Raw genomic sequence first — 17,363 nt, 5'->3', positions numbered from 1 at the left:
CTTCCCCTACTGATCCTCGACTCGCCGGAAGGCGAGGGTGACGTTGTGCCCGCCGAACGCGATCGAATTCGACAGCGCCACTTCGACATTCGCGGTGCGCGCGACATTCGGGACGCAGTCGAGCTCGCACGCCGGATCGGGTTCGGTGTGGTTGATGGTCGGCGGCAGCTCGCCGCGATCGATGGCGAGCGCGCAGATCGCGGCCTCCACCGCACCGGTCGCGCCGAGCATGTGCCCGGTCATCGCCTTGGTCGAACTGATCGGCACCCGGCGGCCGTACGCGCCGAAAGCCCGGTGCACGGCATTGGTTTCGGCCGGATCCGACAGCAGCGTGCCGGTGCCGTGCGCGTTGATGTAGCCGACCTCGTCGGGAGCCACCCCGGCCTCGCGCATGGCCAGGGTCATCGCCCGGGCCGCGCAGGCGCCGTCCTCGCGCGGCGCGGTGACGTGATGGGTGTCCACCACCTGGCCGTAGCCGCAGATCTCGGCGTAGATGTGCGCGCCGCGGGCCCGCGCCGAGTCGAGGGTCTCGAGCAGCAGCATGCCCGCGCCCTCGCCGAGCACGAAACCGTCCCGGTCCTTGGCGAACGGACGGCAGGCCCCCGCCGGATCGTCATTGTTCTTCGACAGCGCCCGCATACTCGTGAAGCCGGACAGCACCACCGGATTCACCGCGGCCTCCGCACCGCCGACCAGGGCGGCGACCGCGTGCCCGTCGCGCACCATGCGATAGCCCTGCCCGACCGCGTCCGCCGAGGACGAGCAGGCCGACAGCGGCGCGTAGCAGGGGCCGCCGAGCTTCTGCCGGAACGCCACCGTCGAGGCGGCGAAGTTGGCCATCGCCATCGGGATGAACAGCGGAGAGACGTTGCGGCCGTTCAGGTTGTCCCGGATACCGGTCTGCGCGGTCTGGGTGCCGCCCAGCCCGGAGCCGACGACCGACGCGATCTCGTCCTTGTCCAGGCCGTCCAGGGACTGGTCGGCCACGGTCAGTTCGGAGGCCGCGACGGCCAGGTGGCCGACCCGGTCGAAGCGCCGCGCGTCCTTGTAGTCCAGCCAGCGCGCCGGATCGAAATCCGGTATCTCGGCGGCGATCCGGACCCGGTTGAAGGAGGGATCGAAAGCGGTGATCGTGCGCACCCCGCTCTCGCCCGCGATCAGCCGCTTCCAGAATTCCTCCACGCCGGTCCCGATCGGGGTGACCAGTCCGATGCCGGTGATGACGACACGCTGTGGCGCACTCATGATTTCGCCGCCGTGCTCAAGCCGAAGAAGGATTCGGTCTTCATCGCCACCTGGACATTGCCCTGCAACTTCAGTTCCCCGCGCATGAGCAGCTCCATGCCCTTGACCAAGCCCGTCGCGACCCGCACGAAGCCGAGGGCGTCGACGAAGACGCTCAGCTCCGGTTCGGTCGAGGGGTCCACCGGGCCGACCCGGCAGTAGTCCGGACCGAAGACGACATCGCGCCCGACCGGCTCGCCCGGGGCCCGGGTCACCCGGTAGCGGACGATGACCGGCGCGGTGAATTCGCCCGGCACGTAATAGGCGGGCATCAGCTCGAAGGCATTGAGCAGCGCCTGCTCCCCCAGGTCGGTGCCGAGCGCCCAGCGCAGATCGGATTCGGCCATCACCTCGACCACCGAGCGCACCCGGGGGCGTTCGCCCGAGAGCAGATCCTCGATCTGGGCCGCGGTGGCCTTGCCGGTCGCCGTCGCGAGCGCGATCGCTTCCGTGAGCGCCTCGGTTCTCACACCAACACCTCTGATTTCGTGTAACCGGTTGTGGTGCCGTCGATTACGGCTTTGATCAGTTCGTTGTAGGGGTCGTGCCCGGGCAGTACCGCGGCGATGTGACCGTCGGGGCGCACCAGTACGGCGACGCCGGTTCCGGTGAGCCCGTAGGCGGGGCCGAGTTCGCCGGAGTGATCGACCAGCGTCCGCGCACCGGCGAACTCGGTCGCCTCGGACTCCGGTTCGAGCACCAGCGCCGCGTGTACGGGCACGGTGTTCATCAGGTGGACGTAGCCCACCGCGTCGATCCACTGCTCGGCCGCCGTGGGCCCGAACAGCAGCGCGAAGCCACGGTCGGGCAGGTCGAGGGTCGAGATCAGCTCACCCTCGATGGTGCGGACCCAGAAATGCGGTGCGCGGCAGCCGGATTCGACCCGGGGCAGGTAGTCGATCACCTGCTCGACCACTTCGGCCGCCCCGTAGCGGAAGCCGAGCGCCTGCCCGGAGATATCGAAATGCGGTCGCTGCACCTCGATTCCGGCCCGCAACCGCTCATCGCGGTCCGGATCGGCATCCTCGGCGAGCAGGGCCGCCGCGGTTACCGCGAATTCGCGCATGGCCAGGGCATTGCGCTCGCTCTGCGCGCCGTTGAAGTCGGCGACGGGCGCACGATCGGATTCGTAGCTGTCCAGCAGCGCCGGTGCCGCCCAGCCGTCCAGCACAGCGGCGAGTTTCCAGGCCAGATTGTGCCCGTCCTGAATACCGGTGTTCATGCCGAAACCACCGGTGGGCGGGAAGGCGTGCGCGGCATCGCCCACGACGAGCACCCGGCCGCTCGCGTCCCGCCAGCGCTGCGCCCGGCTCGAGCCCATGGTCCAGGTGCGGATGCCGATGATCGGGGCCTCGACGCCCGGCCCGAGCGCGGCGGCCAGGATCTCCGCCGCCTGTTCCGGCGTGATCGCCGGATCCGCCTCCGGCAGTGGGACTTCCAGCATCCACTCACCGTCCTCGGGCGCGACCGTGATCAGCACGCCGGCGGTGCGGTCGTTCATGATCCAGGACAGCACGCTGTCGGCGGCCTGCGGCAGCACCCGCGGATCGGCGCGGAAATGGATGTCGAGCAGGGTGCCCAGCGGCGGTTCGGCCCGCGTGTCGATGCCGACCGTGGAGCGCAGCGCGCCGTGCACGCCCTCGGCCAGCACCACGTATTCGGCGGCCAGGGTGTGGCGGGTGTCGTCGGCCGTTGCGCGATAGGCGATTTCGGCGCCGTGCACGGTGGTGACCAGGTCGGTCACCTGCGCGCCGGTGATCAACCGGACCGCCGGATGATCGGCGAGTTGTTCGGCCATCACCGTCTGGAGCTTCTGCTGCGGACAGAGCAGCGGCTGAACCGGGCTCTGGGTGAGCACCCGCATCAGCTTCCCGGTCGATTCCACCAGCTCCAGCCGCCCGAATTCGGCGCCGGTCTGGGTGCGCAGGAAGCGCACCCGGGTGGCGTTCTCCAGGGTGGTGCCGGCGGCTCGGGTCTGCTCGAGCAGGCCGAGTTCGCGCAGGATCTCGGCGGTCCGGGTGTTCACCAGGGTGGCCTGCGGATGCGCGGAGGGCGTGGTGCGCCGTTCCAGCAGCACGGTCGGAATTCCCCAGTGGCCCAGACAGAGTGCGGTCGCCAGTCCGGCCGGGCCGGCGCCGATGACGGCGACGCGGGTGTTCGAGACGGTCATGCGAGCACCACCGGTCGGGCGGGCCGGTCCAGCGCGGCCGCCACCCGCGCGCTCACCCAGCGGTCGAAACGCGCGCCGAAGAGCAGGCGCGCCACGGCCAGTGCGGGCAATCCGGTGGCGATGGCGACGCCGAGCGCGGCGACGAAACCGGTCATCGCACCGGCCCAGGCCAGCGGCCCCCGGCCCGCCGCGCGCCGGATGACCGCACCGAACTTCCGGAAGACCCGGCCCGCCAGCAGATCCGCCGCCGCCAGCACCGGAACCACCGGCGCCGCACCGGAATTGCGCAGCACGGCCGCCGGATCGTCCGCCTCGGCCAGACGCGCGCCGAGCACCCCGATCCGCTCCAGTTCGTCGGCGCCCACCCCGGCCCGACCGAATACCGCGCCGTCTCGCGGCCCGGTGAGCAGCCAGCGCAGCGTGGTGACGAACGTGATCGCCTGTGCCCGGGTGTCGATGGCGGCCACCGTGCCCAGTGGACGCGCCCCCATATCGGCGAGCCGGCCCTGCACCTCCGCCGCGGCGGTGTACCACATATTGCGGCAGGCCACGACGCTCAGCACCTCCCGGCCGGTGAAGAGTTCGCTGTGCCCGGCCAGCAGCGACCGGGCGGGCAGCGACGGTGCGAGATACCAGACCTGATAGGCGAATATCACCAATTCATCGGGTGCGGTGTGGAACTCGTCGTCCGCCAGCGCGATGGTGGCGTCCCGGTCCACGCAGGCCGGGAATACCCCGAAGAACCGCAGCACCGGCCACGGGAACGGGAACGGGGTGGCGGGACGCACCGCGACCCGGCGGATCAGCCAGCCCGCGGCCACCAGCGGTGCCACCAGCGCGTCCACCACCTCGCTCAGCTGCCCCGTCTGGGTGTACTCGAAAACGACCGCGCGGCGGCCTCTTTCGCGCCCGGCGTCGGACCGCGTCATGCCCGGGCCTCATCGGAGGCCCCGGCGACGGCGGTCAGATGCATGAACGAAATCGCGAAGCGGCCCGATTCCGGCACCATGCACAGCAGGGTGTCGCCCGCTTTGATGAGCCCCTCGTTCAGCATTTCGTCGAGAATCACGTAAATGCTTGCGCTGCCGATATTTCCGACCTGGGTCAGGTTGCTGTACCAGGCTTCGGGCCGTCCGGCCGAGACGCCGCGCCGTGTCAATTCACCGATGAGCATGGTCTTCATGCGCTCGCTCGAATAATGCGCGGGAAACCAGGTGACGGCATCCGGGTCGAATTTCCCGGCCTCGGCGAGTTTCACGTATTCGTCGATGCCGATGCGCACCAGGTGCGGCAGCAGCGACAATTTCTGGCGCGGCGCGAGCGCACCGTCGAGTGCGGCCGCGGCGGTGGTGGGATAGTCGCCCCAGGTCTTCTCCGCCGAATTCGTCTTGCTGCCGAAGAACATGCAGGCTTTCTGCGTATTGGCATAGGACGTCAGCGAAATCCAGTCGATCCGCAGGCTGATGCGGCCGGGGGCCGGGGCATTGGCGACCACCGCCGCGCCCGCGCCATCGGAGAGCATGTAGCGCAGGAAGGCCGCCTCCATGGGCAGCGAGCCGTCCTCGGAGATGGCCTTCATCTCCTCGTAGCGGGTGTGCTTGAACCCGCGCGAGGCCAGTTCGCTGGCGACCGAGACGGCGGTGGCCTTCTCGCCGACCTTGACCTGGAGGTAGGCGCTCTTGAGCGCCATCATCCCCGAGCTACAGATGCCGTGCGCGGTAATGATCTCCATGGGCGGGTAGCCGAGCTCGCCGTGCACCATGCTGGCGTGGCCCGGGCCCATCAGGTCGGGCAACGTCGTTGCGGCGGCGAGCATCTCGACATCGTCGGGGGCCAGCCCCGCGCGTTCGACCGCGTGCCGCACCGCGCCCGCCGCCATGGCGGCGTTGGAGACGACGGTCTGCTGCTGCTTGTCGATGGCGTAGTAGCGGGTCTTGATCCCGTTATTGGTGAGGATCTGATCCTTGAGGTCGGAGGAGGCGCGCCCGGCCTTGCCGATGTACTCCTCCATTTCGTCGTTGCCGACGGGCGCACCGGGTAGGAAACGGCCGGTGGCGGTGATGTAGGCCTCCACCGGTCACACCCCTTCGGCGGGCTCGGCCGCGGCCGGCGCGGCCTCGGCGATCTTGAGCTTGATCAGATCCAGCAGGCCGGCAAAGGTTTTCACCGTCGCGATCCGCTCGTCGTCGAGGGAGATGCCGTAATTGGTCTCGATGAGATCGGCAATGGTCAGTACCCCGAGGGAATCGAGGCCGATGTCCTGCATGGTGGCATCGGGAGAAATGGTCTCGATATCCAGGTTGTAATGGGTTCGCAGAAACTCCGCGATATCGTCCCTGATCGAAATGTCAACGGGCATGGTGCGGAAACCTCTTCACAATGACGCACAATCGAATTGCGCACACAGCGGACACGAAAGAAGGCCGGCGTCGGCCGATCTGATTTGGGATTTGTCCGGCCACGTTGCCGAGACGTCCATTCACACACTCGCCTGTGCAAATCCGCGGGATACATGGCAGCGCCGCGGGTATTTCGAACATTAAGTAACGGTTCGGGTGAAGTCAATCGAACGCGGACGGCTCCGCGTTGACAAGAACCTGCCATGGCAGGCCCTGGCGATCAGCCGCGCGCGAACCAGTCCTCCAGGTGCCGCGCGATGGTGAGACTGCCCTTGATGCGCAGTTTGCCACTCAGCACCAGCGCCATGCCGCCGGTCTGACCTGCGATCATGCGCAGAAATGGCACGGTGCCCAATTCCAGGGTGACAGTAGGGGTCCGGCTTGTCATACCGGACCTCACCGCACAGGCACCCCCGTCGATGAGAACGGTCCAGCAATCGGGTTCGTCACCGATGCGCCAGCGGATCACCGCCGAGACGCCGTCGATCTTGTCGCCGCGAACCCGCTGCGGCATCCCGGCGAACACCGCGCCGAGCACCACGGCCCGGGTCATCGGATCCGCCATGGCGGTGCGCAGCGTCCGGTCGTCGATGCGGGCGACGATCGCATTGAATTCGGCGGCCTGCGCGAGGGTGGCCGGGGCAGTGGGAAATTGGGATGACGAGGACATGTCACTCACTCCAGAGCTGGGGAAGGGGAGAATCGCGGCGGCACGGCGGCCCGGCCACGATGGGGCACACCATAGGTGCCCGGATTCCGGGCGGTCAACGACGGCGCATCCGGCATCCGCCGTGTTAAGCTCCGGCCACACACTCGCGAGTTCTCCGATCCCCTTGTATCACTGCGGTTCTCGATCACTACTCGATGCCGAGTACGCCCCGTCGCGACCGCTTCTCCAGTGAAGAGTGTGAAATGACTCCACCTGATTCCGGCCCGGCGACCTCCGCCGCGGCAGCACCGGGCGGCTTCGACAAACTGACCGCCGTCCTGCGGACGCGAGCACCCGAGAGTCTCGCGGCGCTGCCCGCCGATCAGCTCGAGGAGCTGGCGGACCTGATCGAACAGGCGAATCAGCGCCTGCTCCAAGAACTTTCCTACGCCGCACTGGGCGCCCTGGACAATGTGCCCGGCTTCCTGCGCCCGGTGGTGCGGAAGGCGGTGGGGCGGTGAGCACCTCGCCGGCGCCCGCGGAGATCGAGGTCACCCGGCTGGCGCGCGCGCTCGGGGTGCCGTTCGAGCGGATCGGGTACCTGACCCAGCTGCCCGCCGAAGACATCGCGGCGCTGCGGCATTCGGTGGCCGACCTGTTCCACGACACGGTGGCCCCGGGCCTCGGCAAGATCGCGGCCGTCACCAAGGTCATCCCGCCGCCCATCGCGGCCAAGGTCGCCACCCGCAACGACAATCCGCTGTGGACGGCGTATCTGGCCTCCGTGCTCGATACCGAGCGGGCGGTGGCCGTGGCCCAGCGGCTGCCCGCACGGTATCTGGCGCTGGTCGCCACCCATCTCGATCTGCGGCGCTCCGCACCGATCATCGCGGGCCTGCCGCGCGAACAGTTGATCGCGGCGGCCCGGGCGCTGGCCGAGCTGGAGGATTGGACCACGCTCGGAGAAATGATCGAGATCCTGCCCGCCGCCTATCTGGCGCGCTGCGTCGCCGTGCTCGACGCCGGTCAGATCCACAGCGCCGCGGCCCGTATCGCGGATGCGGCGGCGCTCGACCGCCTGATCGGCGCGGTCTCGGAGCCGCTGGCCACCCAGCTCCGTGACAGCTTCGGAAAAGACTGAACGACATGCGATTTCATTTGATCGATCGGGTGGAGTCGTGGGAACCCATGCGGCACATCACCGCCCGCAAGGCCACCTCGGTGTACGAGGACTACTGGCAGCACTCCGCCGCCGGGCCGGTCGCCCCGTTCGGGGTGGTGCTCGAGGCGCTGTGCCAGGCCGGCGCCTGGCTGGTGCTGCTGAGTTCCGAACATCGCAAGCGCGCCGCCCTGCTCGGCATCGGCGAGGTGAGCGTGCTGGGCGAGGCGACGCCCGGCGATGTGCTGCGCATGAGCGCGGAGGTGGTCTCGGCGCATCGGCGCACCGCGGTCGTGCACGGGCGGGTGACGGTGGGCGAGCACCCGATCCTGGTCGTCCGCAACCTGATGTGCGCGCTCATCGACGCCGATCGCCTCGACGATCCCGCCGACACCGAACGGCTGGCGCACGCGCTGCTCGGCCGCGGACCATTGGATTGGAGCCGACAGTGAAAGAAGCCATGCTGGAGACGCCGGCGCTCGGCCCCGCGACCCTGGGCGCGCCGCGTCTGGACCGTATCGACCTGCTCGAGCCCGGCCGCCGCGCCCGCGGCTACCTCAATGTGACCGGCACGCTGCCGTTGTTCGCCACGCACTTCCCGCGCTATCCGGTGCTGCCGGGCGTGCTGCTGGTGGAGAGCGCGCTGGCGCTGATCCGGATCGCCGCCGACGATCCCTGGCTGCGGCTGCGCGCTGCGGACCGATTCCGCTTCCGGCGCTTCATCGTTCCCGGCGACGCGGTCGAGATCGAGGTGTGGGTACGGTCGGATCCGGATGCGGCGCAAAACGATTGGTGCGTCGAAGCGCGGGTGGACGCCGAGCCGGCGGTCACCATCGAGACCGTGGCGGTGGCGCGATGAAGATCATCTGGCGCATCACTGTCGCCCTGGCCGTGCTCGCCGGGGCCACCGCTTGCTGGGACGGTACCGGCGGGCTGCCCGATGCCGGGTTCCTGTTGCGCGGCGCGCGGGCCGCGAGCGGAGACGTCACCAGCGCCCATGTCGAGATGTCGGCCTCGGCGCCGGTGCCGGGGCTGGCGGCGCGGACCTTCTCGGCCGATGTGCGCGCGCCGCACAAGTCCGAGCCGGGCGCGTCGGTGGGGGCCGCCGATATCGTGCTGGGCGCGAACCGTTCCCAGCGCGTGGAGTTCGTCGAGCGGGACAGTCAGCTGTACACGAAATCGGCGAGTGGGAAATTCAATCCCGCGCCGAAACTCTCGGGGGCAGGCGAACTGCCGATACCGTCCACGCTGCTGGATCCCGAGCGCGGGCTGGCCCGGATGCTGGCCAATATCAGCGATGCCCGCACCGAGGTCCGGGAGACAATCGACGGGGTGCTTGCGTTCCGCGTCACCGGTACCGTGCCCCGCGCGGACGCTCAGGTGTGGCTGCCCACCATTCGCGAGGATGCCCGGCTCACCGTGTGGTTCGCGGCGACGGGACGGCATCTGCCGGTCGGTACGCGGCTGACGGTGCCCGGAGCCGACGGCGCACCGGTGACCATCGACTTCGCGCTGTCGGATCTCAACCGGAAGGTCAGCGTTCCGGCGATCGATTGAGCCCCGGAACGGGTGTGCGGCGCAGGCTCGAAAGGCCCTGCCTCACACCCGTTCCCAGCCACGCCGCGGTTCCTTCGCGCCCAGGGAACGCGCGTCACGGCTGCGGTACACCACGTACGGCCGGGAGAGGTAGCCGACGGGCGCGGAGAACACGTGCACCAGGCGGCTGAACGGCCAGAAGGCGAACAGCGCGCAGGCGGCGAGGGCGTGCAGCTGGAATCCCACGGGGGCCTCGACCATCAGCTCCGGCTTCGGCTGGAAGTAGAAGATGGAGCGGAACCAGGGTGCGATGTCCTCGCGGTAGTTGTGCGGGTGCCCGGTCAGGTTGCCGTACAACGTCGCCCCGAGCCCGAGCACCAGGGTCAGCCCCAGCAGCACATACATGACCTTGTCGTTGCGGGTGGTCGCGGAGAAGACCGGGCCGACGGTGCGGCGGCGGTAGACGAGGATGATCAAGCCGACGACGGTCGCCACCCCGGCGACCGCGCCGAGACTGAAAGATGCGGCGTGATAAGCGGATTCGCTGATGCCGATCCGCTCGGTCCAGGATTCCGGGATCACCAGGCCGATGACGTGGCCGAGAAAAACGAAGACGATGCCGTAGTGGAACAGCGGGCTGCCCAGGCGCAGCAGACGGTTCTCGTACAGCTGCGACGAGCGGGTGGTCCAGCCGAACTTGTCGTAGCGGTAGCGCCAGAGCAGGCCGACGATACAGACGGCCAGGGCCACGTACGGGACCGCGACCCACAGCAGATAGTCCTTGGCGCTCAACGTCATCGACGGCCTCCGATGAATTCCGGCAGGTAGGTGGGCGGGGCGAACGGCTCCAGGCCGACATCCTCGCCGGGCGGTCCGGCGGCGATCAGCTTCGCCACGGCGTCACGTTCTTCGCCGCGCAGCGGGGACAGGCTGGCACTGACCGAGTCGAGCACGCCCGTCCACGGGGATTCGGCCTCGCGCAAGGCCATTCGCATCACCTCGATGCCCGCGCGGTGCTCTTCCAGGAGTTCCCGGCCGGGCAGCGGGTGGGCGGCGGCGAACTCGAGCACCACCGCGAGGTGATCGGAGAGTTCACCGTCGTCGAGCACCAGGCCGGCGGCGCGGTAGAGCTGCTTGAAGCGCAGCAGGGCCATACCGCGCTTGCGGGTATCGCCGTACAGGAACCAGGTCAGGTACGGGCTGAAGCGTTTGCGATGGTCGAAGGTGTCCACGTATTCGGTTGTCACCGTGAGCGATTCGCCCTGCTCCAAATAGGTGACCACCGACCCCAGCGGCGCGCCGATCGGCTCCGGCAGCGCCCGCGCCACCCGCCCCAGCATCGGCAGCTGGGACCGCATCTCGTCGTCGGGATACCCGAGCAGCAGCGATTGCGCCTGCCATGCCGCCGCCCGGTCGGCACCGCTCACCTTCATTTCCGATGCCTTCCACCGTTACCGCGCGGCATCAGCCCGTCGGGATTACCGCGACCGTCCCAGTTGAGCAGGTTCACCCGGCCGCTGCCCTGCACCGGCACCGATGCGTCGGCCGTCTGCCGCTCCTGCAACATGCGGAAGTTCTCCACCGCCACCGGCGTCGGCGCCCCGGAGCTCTCACCGAAGGGGCCGTTCATGCCCGGCCCGCCGTCATAGTCCAGGCTGCACTCGGTGGCGAGCTCCTCCAGCCCGTGCGCCTGCTCCTCGTGCGCGGCCGGAATCACATAGCGCTGTTCGTATTTGGCGATGGCCAGCAGCCGGTACATGTCATAGATGTCCTCCTCGGTCATGCCGACCCGCTCCGGTATCTCGGGGCGGGTGTCGCGGCCGAGGTTGATATCGCGCATATAGCTGCGCATGGCGGCCAGCTTGCGCAGCACATCGTTGACCGGCGCCACATCACCCGCGGTGAAGAGTTCCGCCAAATACTCCACCGGGATTCGCAAGGCTTCGATGGCGGCGAAGAGATTGCCGTGATCCTCCGCGTCGTGGCCGGTGTCGCGGAGCGCGTCCACCACCGGCGACAACGGCGGGATGTACCAGACCATCGGCACGGTCCGGTACTCCGGATGCAGCGGCAACGCCACCCGGTACTTGCGGATCAGCGCGTACACCGGGGACTGCTGGGCGGCCAGCACCCAATCGCGCGGCATACCGGCGCGCTCACAGGCCGCGATCACCTCCGGATCGAACGGGTCCAGGAACGCATCCCGTTGCGCCGCATACAGATCCTTCTCATCGGGGGTGGCGGCCACCTCGGCCACGGTGTCGGCGTCGTAGAGCATGACGCCGATGTAGCGCAGCCGCCCGACACAGGTCTCCGCGCACACCGTCGGCAGGCCGACCTCCAGGCGCGGGAAGCAGAACGTGCATTTCTCGGCCTTGCCGGTGCGGTGATTGAAGAACACCTTCTTGTACGGGCAGCCCGAGACGCACATTCGCCAGCCCCGGCATTTGTCCTGATCCACCAGCACGATCCCGTCCTCGGACCGCTTGTAGATGGCTCCCGACGGACAGGAGGCGGCACACGCCGGATTGAGGCAGTGTTCGCAGATGCGCGGCAGATAGAACATGAAGGTGTTCTCGAATTCGAACTTCACCTTGTCGCCGAGCTTCTTCGCGATAGGGTCCTGCGATGCGAGTTGCGGTGCGCCGCCGAGGTTGTCGTCCCAGTTGGCCGACCAGGTGATGGCGGTGTCCTTGCCGGTGATCAATGACTTCGGGCGCGCGACCGGGGTGTTCTGCTGCACCGGAGCGGTGGTCAGCGTCTCGTAGTCGTAGGTCCACGGCTCGTAGTAGTCGGACAGCTCGGGCAGGATCGGATTGTCGAAGATGGTGAACAGCTTCTTGTAGCGCCCGCCGCCGCGCAGCTTCAACCGTCCCTTGCGATCCAGCGTCCAGCCGCCGCGCCACTTCCGCTGATCCTCATACGTGCGCGGATAGCCTTGGCCCGGACGGGTTTCCACATTGTTGAACCACACGTACTCGACGCCGGCCCGGTTGGTCCAGGTCTGCTTACAGGTGACCGAGCAGGTGTGGCAGCCGATGCATTTGTCGAGGTTCATCACCATCGCCAGCTGCGCCATGGGTTTCATCGGTACCGCACCTCCTGGCCACGACGGCGGATGACCGTCACTTCGTCACGTTGATTGCCGGTCGGGCCGAGATAGTTGAAGGCGAAGGACAATTGGGCGTAGCCACCGATCAGATGCGTCGGCTTGATGAGCAGCCGGGTCAGCGAATTGTGGATGCCGCCGCGCTTGCCGGAGGTCTCCGAGAGCGGGACGTCGATCAGCCGGTCCTGGGCGTGATGCATGTACACCGTGCCCTGCGGCATCCGCGAAGACACCACCGCGCGCGCCACCACCACGCCGTTGCGATTGACGGCCTCGATCCAATCATTGTCGGAGATACCGAGTTTCGCGGCATCACGGTCGGACATCCAGATGGTCGGGCCGCCGCGCGAGAGGCTCAGCATGAACAGGTTGTCCTGGTATTCGGAGTGGATGGACCACTTCGAATGCGGGGTGAGATAGCGCAGGGTCAGGCCCATCTCACCGTTCTCGCCCAGCGGTGGTTCGGCGAAGAGGGCGGTCATGTTCAACGGCGGACGGTAGATCGGCAGCTGTTCGCCGACCTCCGACATCCAATCGTGGTCGAGGTAGAAGTGCTGGCGGCCGGTCAGGGTGTGCCACGGCTTGTTCCGCTCCACGTTCACCGTGAACGGGGAGTAGCGCCGGCCGCCGGTCTCCGAGCCCGACCATTCCGGGGAGGTGATCACCGGGACCGGGGCGACCTGGGTGTCGGCGAAGGTGATCTGCTTGCCCTCGTGCTCGGCCGCCAGATCCGCCAGCCGGGTGCCGGTGCGCTCCTCCAAGGTGCGGAAACCCTGGGTCGCCAAGTGCCCGTTGGTGGTTCCCGACAGCGCCAGGATCGCCTCGCAGGCATCGATATCGCGAACCAGCGAAGGGCGGCCGTCGGCCGGGCCGCCGCGCACGATGCCGTTCTTGCGGCCGAGGTAGTCGATCTCCTTCTCGACCCGGTAGGTGATGCCCTTGGTGGTCGCGCCCAGCGTGTCCAGCAGCGGGCCCAGCGCGCTCATCTTGGCGTAGACGGCGGTGTAGTCGCGCTCCACCACCGTCAGGCGCGGCATGGTCTTGCCCGGAATCGGTTCGCACTCACCGGCTTTCCAGTCCCGGACCACCCCGTGCGGGTTGGCCATCGCATCGGGGGTGTCGTGCAGCAGCGGGGTCGCCACCAGGTCGCGGCGCACGCCCAGATGCCCGCGCGCCAGCCGCGAGAACTCCTTGCCGATGGTCATGAAGGCATCCCAGTCGGTGCGGGTCTGCCACGGCGGGGAGATCGCGGGGCTGAAGGAGTGCACGTACGGATGCATATCGGTGGAGGACAGGTCGTGCTTCTCGTACCAGGTCGCCGCGGGCAGCACCACATCGGAGAAGATGGTGGTGCTGGTCATGCGGAAGTCCAGGGTGAGCAGCAGATCGAGCTTGCCCACGGGCGCTTCCTCGTGCCAGACAACGTCTTTGGGTCGCTGCCCCGGTCCCGCTTCCTCGGCGCGCAGTGAATTGGTCGCGCCCAGCAGGTGTTCGAGGAAGTACTCGTCACCCTTGGCCGAGGAGCCCAGCAGGTTGGAGCGCCAGATGGTGAGCAGGCGCGGGAAGTTGCGCGGCTCGTCCGGATCCTCGCAGGCGAACCGCAGCTCACCCGATTTCAGTTGGGACACCACGTAATCCGCGGGTTCGAGGTCGCGGGCGCGGGCCTCCTCGGTGAGCTCGAGGGGATTGCGATCGAAGGTGGGGAAGGACGGCATCCAGCCCATCCGCGCCGATTGCGCCACCAGGTCCGCGGTGGTCTTGCCCGCGAACCGGCCCCGACCGTAGGTGGTGGTGAGCTGGTCCGCCGAGAACGGGTCGTAACGGAACTGATCGGTGTGCAGGTACCAGTAGGCGGTCTGGATCATCTGGCGCGGCGGGCGCGACCAGTCCAGCGCATTGGCCACCTGCGCCCAGCCGGTGACCGGGCGGCACTTCTCCTGGCCGACGTAATGCGCCCAGCCGCCGCCGTTCACGCCCTGGCAGCCGGTGAGCGTGGTCAAGGCCAGGAAGGCGCGGTAGATGGTGTCGGAGTGGAACCAATGGTTGGTGCCCGCGCCGAGCAGGATCATCGAACGGCCGCCGGACTCCTCGGCATTGGCGGCGAATTCGCGGCCGATGCGGGCGGCCTTGTCGGCGGGGACACCGGTGATCAGCTCCTGCCAGGCCGGGGTGCCGGGCTGGCTGGAATCGGCGTAGCCGAGCGGCCATTCACCCGGCATGCCCGGGCGGGCCACACCGTACTGGGCCAGCAGCAGATCGAAGACGGTGGTCACCAGCTGGCCGCCGATGGTGCGGGCCGGGACGCCGCGCTTCAGTTCCGCGGCCGAACCGTCACCGGTATCGAAGCGCGGCATGGTCACCGCCACCGCGCCCTGGCCATCGACCGAGAGCAGCGGTTCCAGCTCACCCAGTTCCAGATTCCACTTGCCGGCGCCGTCCTCGCCGAAGCGGAAGCCGAGCGAACCGTTGGGCACCACCGGATTTCCGTGCTGGTCCAGCAGCACCGTCTTGAACTCGGCGTTCGGCTGCGCGGCATGCTCGGGCAGATCGGCGGCGGTCAGGAACTTGCCGGGACGGAAACCGTCGTCCGCCTTGTCCAGTCGCACCAGGAACGGCAGGTCGCTGTATTTGCGCACGTACTCCTGGAAGTACGGCACCTGCCGGTCCACGAAGAACTCTTTGAGGATCACATGCCCCATCGCCATGGCCAGCGCGCCGTCGGTGCCCGGATGCGGGGCGAGCCATTCATCGGCGAACTTCACATTGTCGGCGTAGTCGGGGGCGATCGAGACCACCTTCTGGCCGCGGTAGCGCGCCTCGGCCATCCAATGCGCGTCCGGGGTGCGGGTGACCGGCACATTCGAGCCCCACATGATGAGATACCCGGCGTCCCACCAGTCCCCGGACTCCGGGACGTCGGTCTGGTCGCCGAAGACCTGCGGCGAGGCCACCGGCAGGTCGGCGTAGAAGTCGTAGAAGGAGAGCATGCAGCCGCCGAGCAGGGAGATGAAGCGCGAGCCGGCGGCGAAGGAGGCCATGGACATGGCGGGAATCGGCGAGAAACCCGCCACCCGATCCGGGCCGTAGGTCTTGATGGTGTGCACGTGCGCGGCGGCGATCAACTCGACCGCCTCCTCCCAACTGGCCCGGACCAGACCGCCGCGCCCGCGCAGGCTCTTGTACTTGCGCGCCTGCTCCGGATCCTCAACGATGGAGGCCCACGCCAGCACCGGATCATTGGTGCGCGCCTTGGCTTCTCGATACATCTGGAGGAGCACGGCGCGGATATACGGGTAGCGCACCCGGGTGGGCGAGTAGGTGTACCAGGAGAACGCCGCACCGCGCGGGCAGCCGCGCGGCTCGTACTCCGGGCGATCCGGGCCGGTGCTCGGATAGTCGGTGGCCTGGGTCTCCCAGGTGATGATGCCGTCCTTGACGTACACCTTCCAGGAGCACGAGCCGGTGCAGTTCACCCCGTGCGTGGAGCGCACCACCTTGTCGTGCGACCAGCGGTCCCGGTAGAAGTCGTCGGCCTGGCGGCCGCCGCGCAGGTATTCGCTGCGCAGGTCCGGGGAGACATCGGCGCGAGTGAAGAATCTCCGGGCCCGGATGAGTGATTCGGTCAGTTCCCCGTCCACCAGCCCGCTCGAGCCGTTGCGTGCCATCAACCCTGCCTCTCCAAGCCGAGAAAACAAGCCGTCCGGAAGTACCGGCTCAGTATGGGCAAACATGGGAAGACAGCGCGTACGCGACACGGACCGGGAAACGCCCGGACGCGCCGAACCGCCCGACGCACACCTTTTAACCAGCGGTTCTGCTAGACAAGGCGAATGAACGCGAAAAACCTGACGCTCGCCACCGCGGCCTTCGCGCTCACCTTCTGGGCCTGGAATCTGATAGGGCCGCTATCCAGTAGTTACACCAAGGATCTGGACCTGTCCCCCGGTCAGACCTCACTGCTGGTCGCCACCCCCGTCCTGGTCGGCTCACTGGGCCGCATTCCCGCGGGCGTGCTCACCGACAAGTTCGGCGGGCGGCTCATGTTCGCCGTGATCTGCTTCCTGTCGATCATTCCGACGCTGCTGGTCGGATGGTCGAATTCCTATGGGGCGCTGATCCTCTGGGGATTCTTCCTCGGCATCGCCGGCACCTCGTTCGCGGTCGGCATCCCCTTCGTGAACGGCTGGTACGAGCCCGCCCGGCGCGGCTTCGCCACCGGCGTGTTCGGCGCGGGCATGGGCGGCACCGCCCTCTCGGCGCTGCTGACCCCGCGCCTGGTCGATCATCTGGGCCGCGCCCAGACCCACATCCTGATGGCCGTGGCGCTGGCCGTCATGGGCGTGGTCATGCTCATGTTCAGCCGCAACGCCCCCAGCTGGCAGCCCGCCACCGAGCCGGCGCTGCCGCGCATCCGAGATGCGTTGCAGCTCAAGGCAACCTGGCAGGGTGCGCTGCTCTACGCGGTGGCCTTCGGCGGCTTCGTGGCCTTCTCCACCTACCTGCCCACCGTATTGAAGAACGTCTACGAGTTCGCCCAGTCCGATGCCGGATTGCGCACCGCCGGGTTCTCCATCGCGGGCGTGCTGGCCCGGCCGCTCGGCGGCATTCTCTCCGACAAGATCGGGCCGGTGCGGGTGCTGACCATCGCCTTCGCGGGCACCGCCGTCATGGCCGTCGTCCTGGGCTTCGAACCCGCGCCCGAGATCCCGGCCGGGGCGAGCCTCATCCTGATGGCCTTCTTCCTCGGCCTGGGCACCGGCGGCGTGTTCGCGCTGATCGCCAAGCTGGTCGATCCGGCCAAGGTGGGTACGGTGACCGGTCTCGTCGGTGCGGCCGGCGGCCTGGGCGGCTACTTCCCGCCATTGGTCATGGGCCTGGTCTACAGCTCGCGCGGCGACTACACCGTCGGTTACCTGCTACTGGCCCTGACCGCGGCGGCCGCACTCCTCTACACCCTCAAGGTCGGGCGCGAAGTGCGCAGCAAGAGCGTCGCGACGGCCGATTGACAGACCCGACCCCCGGGCATACCGTCAGCTTTCGAATACTGGCGGTATCTG

Annotated in this window: 17 protein-coding genes; 6 read left to right on the top strand and 11 right to left on the bottom strand. The window is 68.2% G+C overall.

Annotated features, from left to right (window positions below; genetic code table 11):
- Positions 1-6 precede the first annotated feature (6 nt).
- The 7 genes from fabF to NI1_RS28900 all read right to left on the bottom strand — a co-directional run bounded on the left by fabF (position 7) and on the right by NI1_RS28900 (position 6,523).
- The gene (fabF, locus tag NI1_RS28930; protein WP_067826853.1) at positions 7-1,245 is read right to left on the bottom strand and encodes a beta-ketoacyl-ACP synthase II; all 1,239 of its coding nucleotides are present in this window, start codon (positions 1,243-1,245) and stop codon (positions 7-9) included.
- A complete protein-coding gene (locus NI1_RS28925; protein ID WP_067826851.1) occupies positions 1,242-1,754 on the bottom strand; it encodes an SCP2 sterol-binding domain-containing protein in 513 nt (170 codons plus the stop codon). The genes fabF and NI1_RS28925 overlap by 4 nt, the downstream gene beginning before the upstream one ends.
- Positions 1,751-3,454 carry an FAD-dependent monooxygenase gene (locus NI1_RS28920; RefSeq protein ID WP_067826848.1) on the bottom strand — a complete coding sequence of 568 codons (1,704 nt, stop codon included), beginning with the start codon at positions 3,452-3,454 and terminating at the stop codon, positions 1,751-1,753. The genes NI1_RS28925 and NI1_RS28920 overlap by 4 nt, the downstream gene beginning before the upstream one ends.
- Positions 3,451-4,383, bottom strand: a complete 933-nt coding sequence (locus NI1_RS28915; RefSeq protein ID WP_067826845.1) for a hypothetical protein — start codon at positions 4,381-4,383, stop codon at positions 3,451-3,453. Before NI1_RS28915 ends, NI1_RS28920 begins: the two co-directional genes overlap by 4 nt.
- A complete protein-coding gene (locus NI1_RS28910; protein ID WP_067826844.1) occupies positions 4,380-5,528 on the bottom strand; it encodes a StlD/DarB family beta-ketosynthase in 1,149 nt (382 codons plus the stop codon). Before NI1_RS28910 ends, NI1_RS28915 begins: the two co-directional genes overlap by 4 nt.
- A 3-nt stretch (positions 5,529-5,531) precedes the next feature.
- The gene (locus tag NI1_RS28905) at positions 5,532-5,813 is read right to left on the bottom strand and encodes an acyl carrier protein (RefSeq protein WP_067826841.1); all 282 of its coding nucleotides are present in this window, start codon (positions 5,811-5,813) and stop codon (positions 5,532-5,534) included.
- A gap of 260 nt (positions 5,814-6,073) precedes the next feature.
- Positions 6,074-6,523, bottom strand: a complete 450-nt coding sequence (locus NI1_RS28900; RefSeq protein ID WP_067826839.1) for an SCP2 sterol-binding domain-containing protein — start codon at positions 6,521-6,523, stop codon at positions 6,074-6,076.
- A gap of 242 nt (positions 6,524-6,765) precedes the next feature.
- On the opposite strand from NI1_RS28900, the gene NI1_RS28895 reads away from it, so the two are divergent.
- From NI1_RS28895 to NI1_RS28875, 5 genes are read left to right on the top strand one after another with little or no spacing between them, the layout of a single operon-like run.
- A complete protein-coding gene (locus NI1_RS28895; RefSeq protein ID WP_067826836.1) occupies positions 6,766-7,023 on the top strand; it encodes a hypothetical protein in 258 nt (85 codons plus the stop codon).
- On the top strand, positions 7,020-7,643 hold the full coding sequence (locus NI1_RS28890; RefSeq protein ID WP_067826834.1) for a hypothetical protein: 624 nt from the start codon (positions 7,020-7,022) through the stop codon (positions 7,641-7,643). Before NI1_RS28895 ends, NI1_RS28890 begins: the two co-directional genes overlap by 4 nt.
- Before the next feature lie 5 nt (positions 7,644-7,648).
- Positions 7,649-8,113, top strand: a complete 465-nt coding sequence (locus NI1_RS28885; protein ID WP_067826831.1) for a hotdog family protein — start codon at positions 7,649-7,651, stop codon at positions 8,111-8,113.
- Entirely contained in the window at positions 8,110-8,520 is a 411-nt protein-coding gene (locus tag NI1_RS28880; protein ID WP_067826827.1) for a 3-hydroxyacyl-ACP dehydratase FabZ family protein, read from the top strand. The genes NI1_RS28885 and NI1_RS28880 overlap by 4 nt, the downstream gene beginning before the upstream one ends.
- Positions 8,517-9,218, top strand: a complete 702-nt coding sequence (locus tag NI1_RS28875; protein WP_067826825.1) for an LppX_LprAFG lipoprotein — start codon at positions 8,517-8,519, stop codon at positions 9,216-9,218. The genes NI1_RS28880 and NI1_RS28875 overlap by 4 nt, the downstream gene beginning before the upstream one ends.
- A gap of 42 nt (positions 9,219-9,260) precedes the next feature.
- Here the strand turns inward: NI1_RS28875 and narI are convergent, their stop codons facing one another.
- Genes narI through NI1_RS28855 form a run of 4 tightly spaced genes read right to left on the bottom strand, consistent with a single transcriptional unit; the run spans position 9,261 to position 15,971 of the window.
- A complete protein-coding gene (gene narI / locus NI1_RS28870; protein WP_067826822.1) occupies positions 9,261-9,995 on the bottom strand; it encodes a respiratory nitrate reductase subunit gamma in 735 nt (244 codons plus the stop codon).
- Complete coding sequence (gene narJ, locus NI1_RS28865; protein WP_067826819.1) at positions 9,992-10,630, bottom strand: nitrate reductase molybdenum cofactor assembly chaperone; 639 nt, start codon at positions 10,628-10,630, stop codon at positions 9,992-9,994. Before narJ ends, narI begins: the two co-directional genes overlap by 4 nt.
- Positions 10,627-12,285, bottom strand: a complete 1,659-nt coding sequence (gene narH / locus NI1_RS28860; RefSeq protein WP_067826816.1) for a nitrate reductase subunit beta — start codon at positions 12,283-12,285, stop codon at positions 10,627-10,629. The genes narJ and narH overlap by 4 nt, the downstream gene beginning before the upstream one ends.
- Positions 12,282-15,971 (bottom strand): nitrate reductase subunit alpha, encoded by a 3,690-nt coding sequence (locus tag NI1_RS28855; RefSeq protein ID WP_067826813.1) that lies wholly within the window; start codon positions 15,969-15,971, stop codon positions 12,282-12,284. The genes narH and NI1_RS28855 overlap by 4 nt, the downstream gene beginning before the upstream one ends.
- Before the next feature lie 165 nt (positions 15,972-16,136).
- Here NI1_RS28855 and NI1_RS28850 point away from each other — a divergent pair, with 165 nt between their 5' ends.
- On the top strand, positions 16,137-17,312 hold the full coding sequence (locus NI1_RS28850; RefSeq protein ID WP_067826811.1) for an MFS transporter: 1,176 nt from the start codon (positions 16,137-16,139) through the stop codon (positions 17,310-17,312).
- The last annotated feature ends 51 nt before the right edge of the window (positions 17,313-17,363 follow it).

Source organism: Nocardia inohanensis NBRC 100128, assembly GCF_001612945.1.
In the GTDB taxonomy this organism is placed as follows: domain Bacteria; phylum Actinomycetota; class Actinomycetes; order Mycobacteriales; family Mycobacteriaceae; genus Nocardia; species Nocardia inohanensis.
Note: the sequence above shows the minus strand (reverse complement) of the source record. Positions and strands in the feature narration are given on the sequence as shown.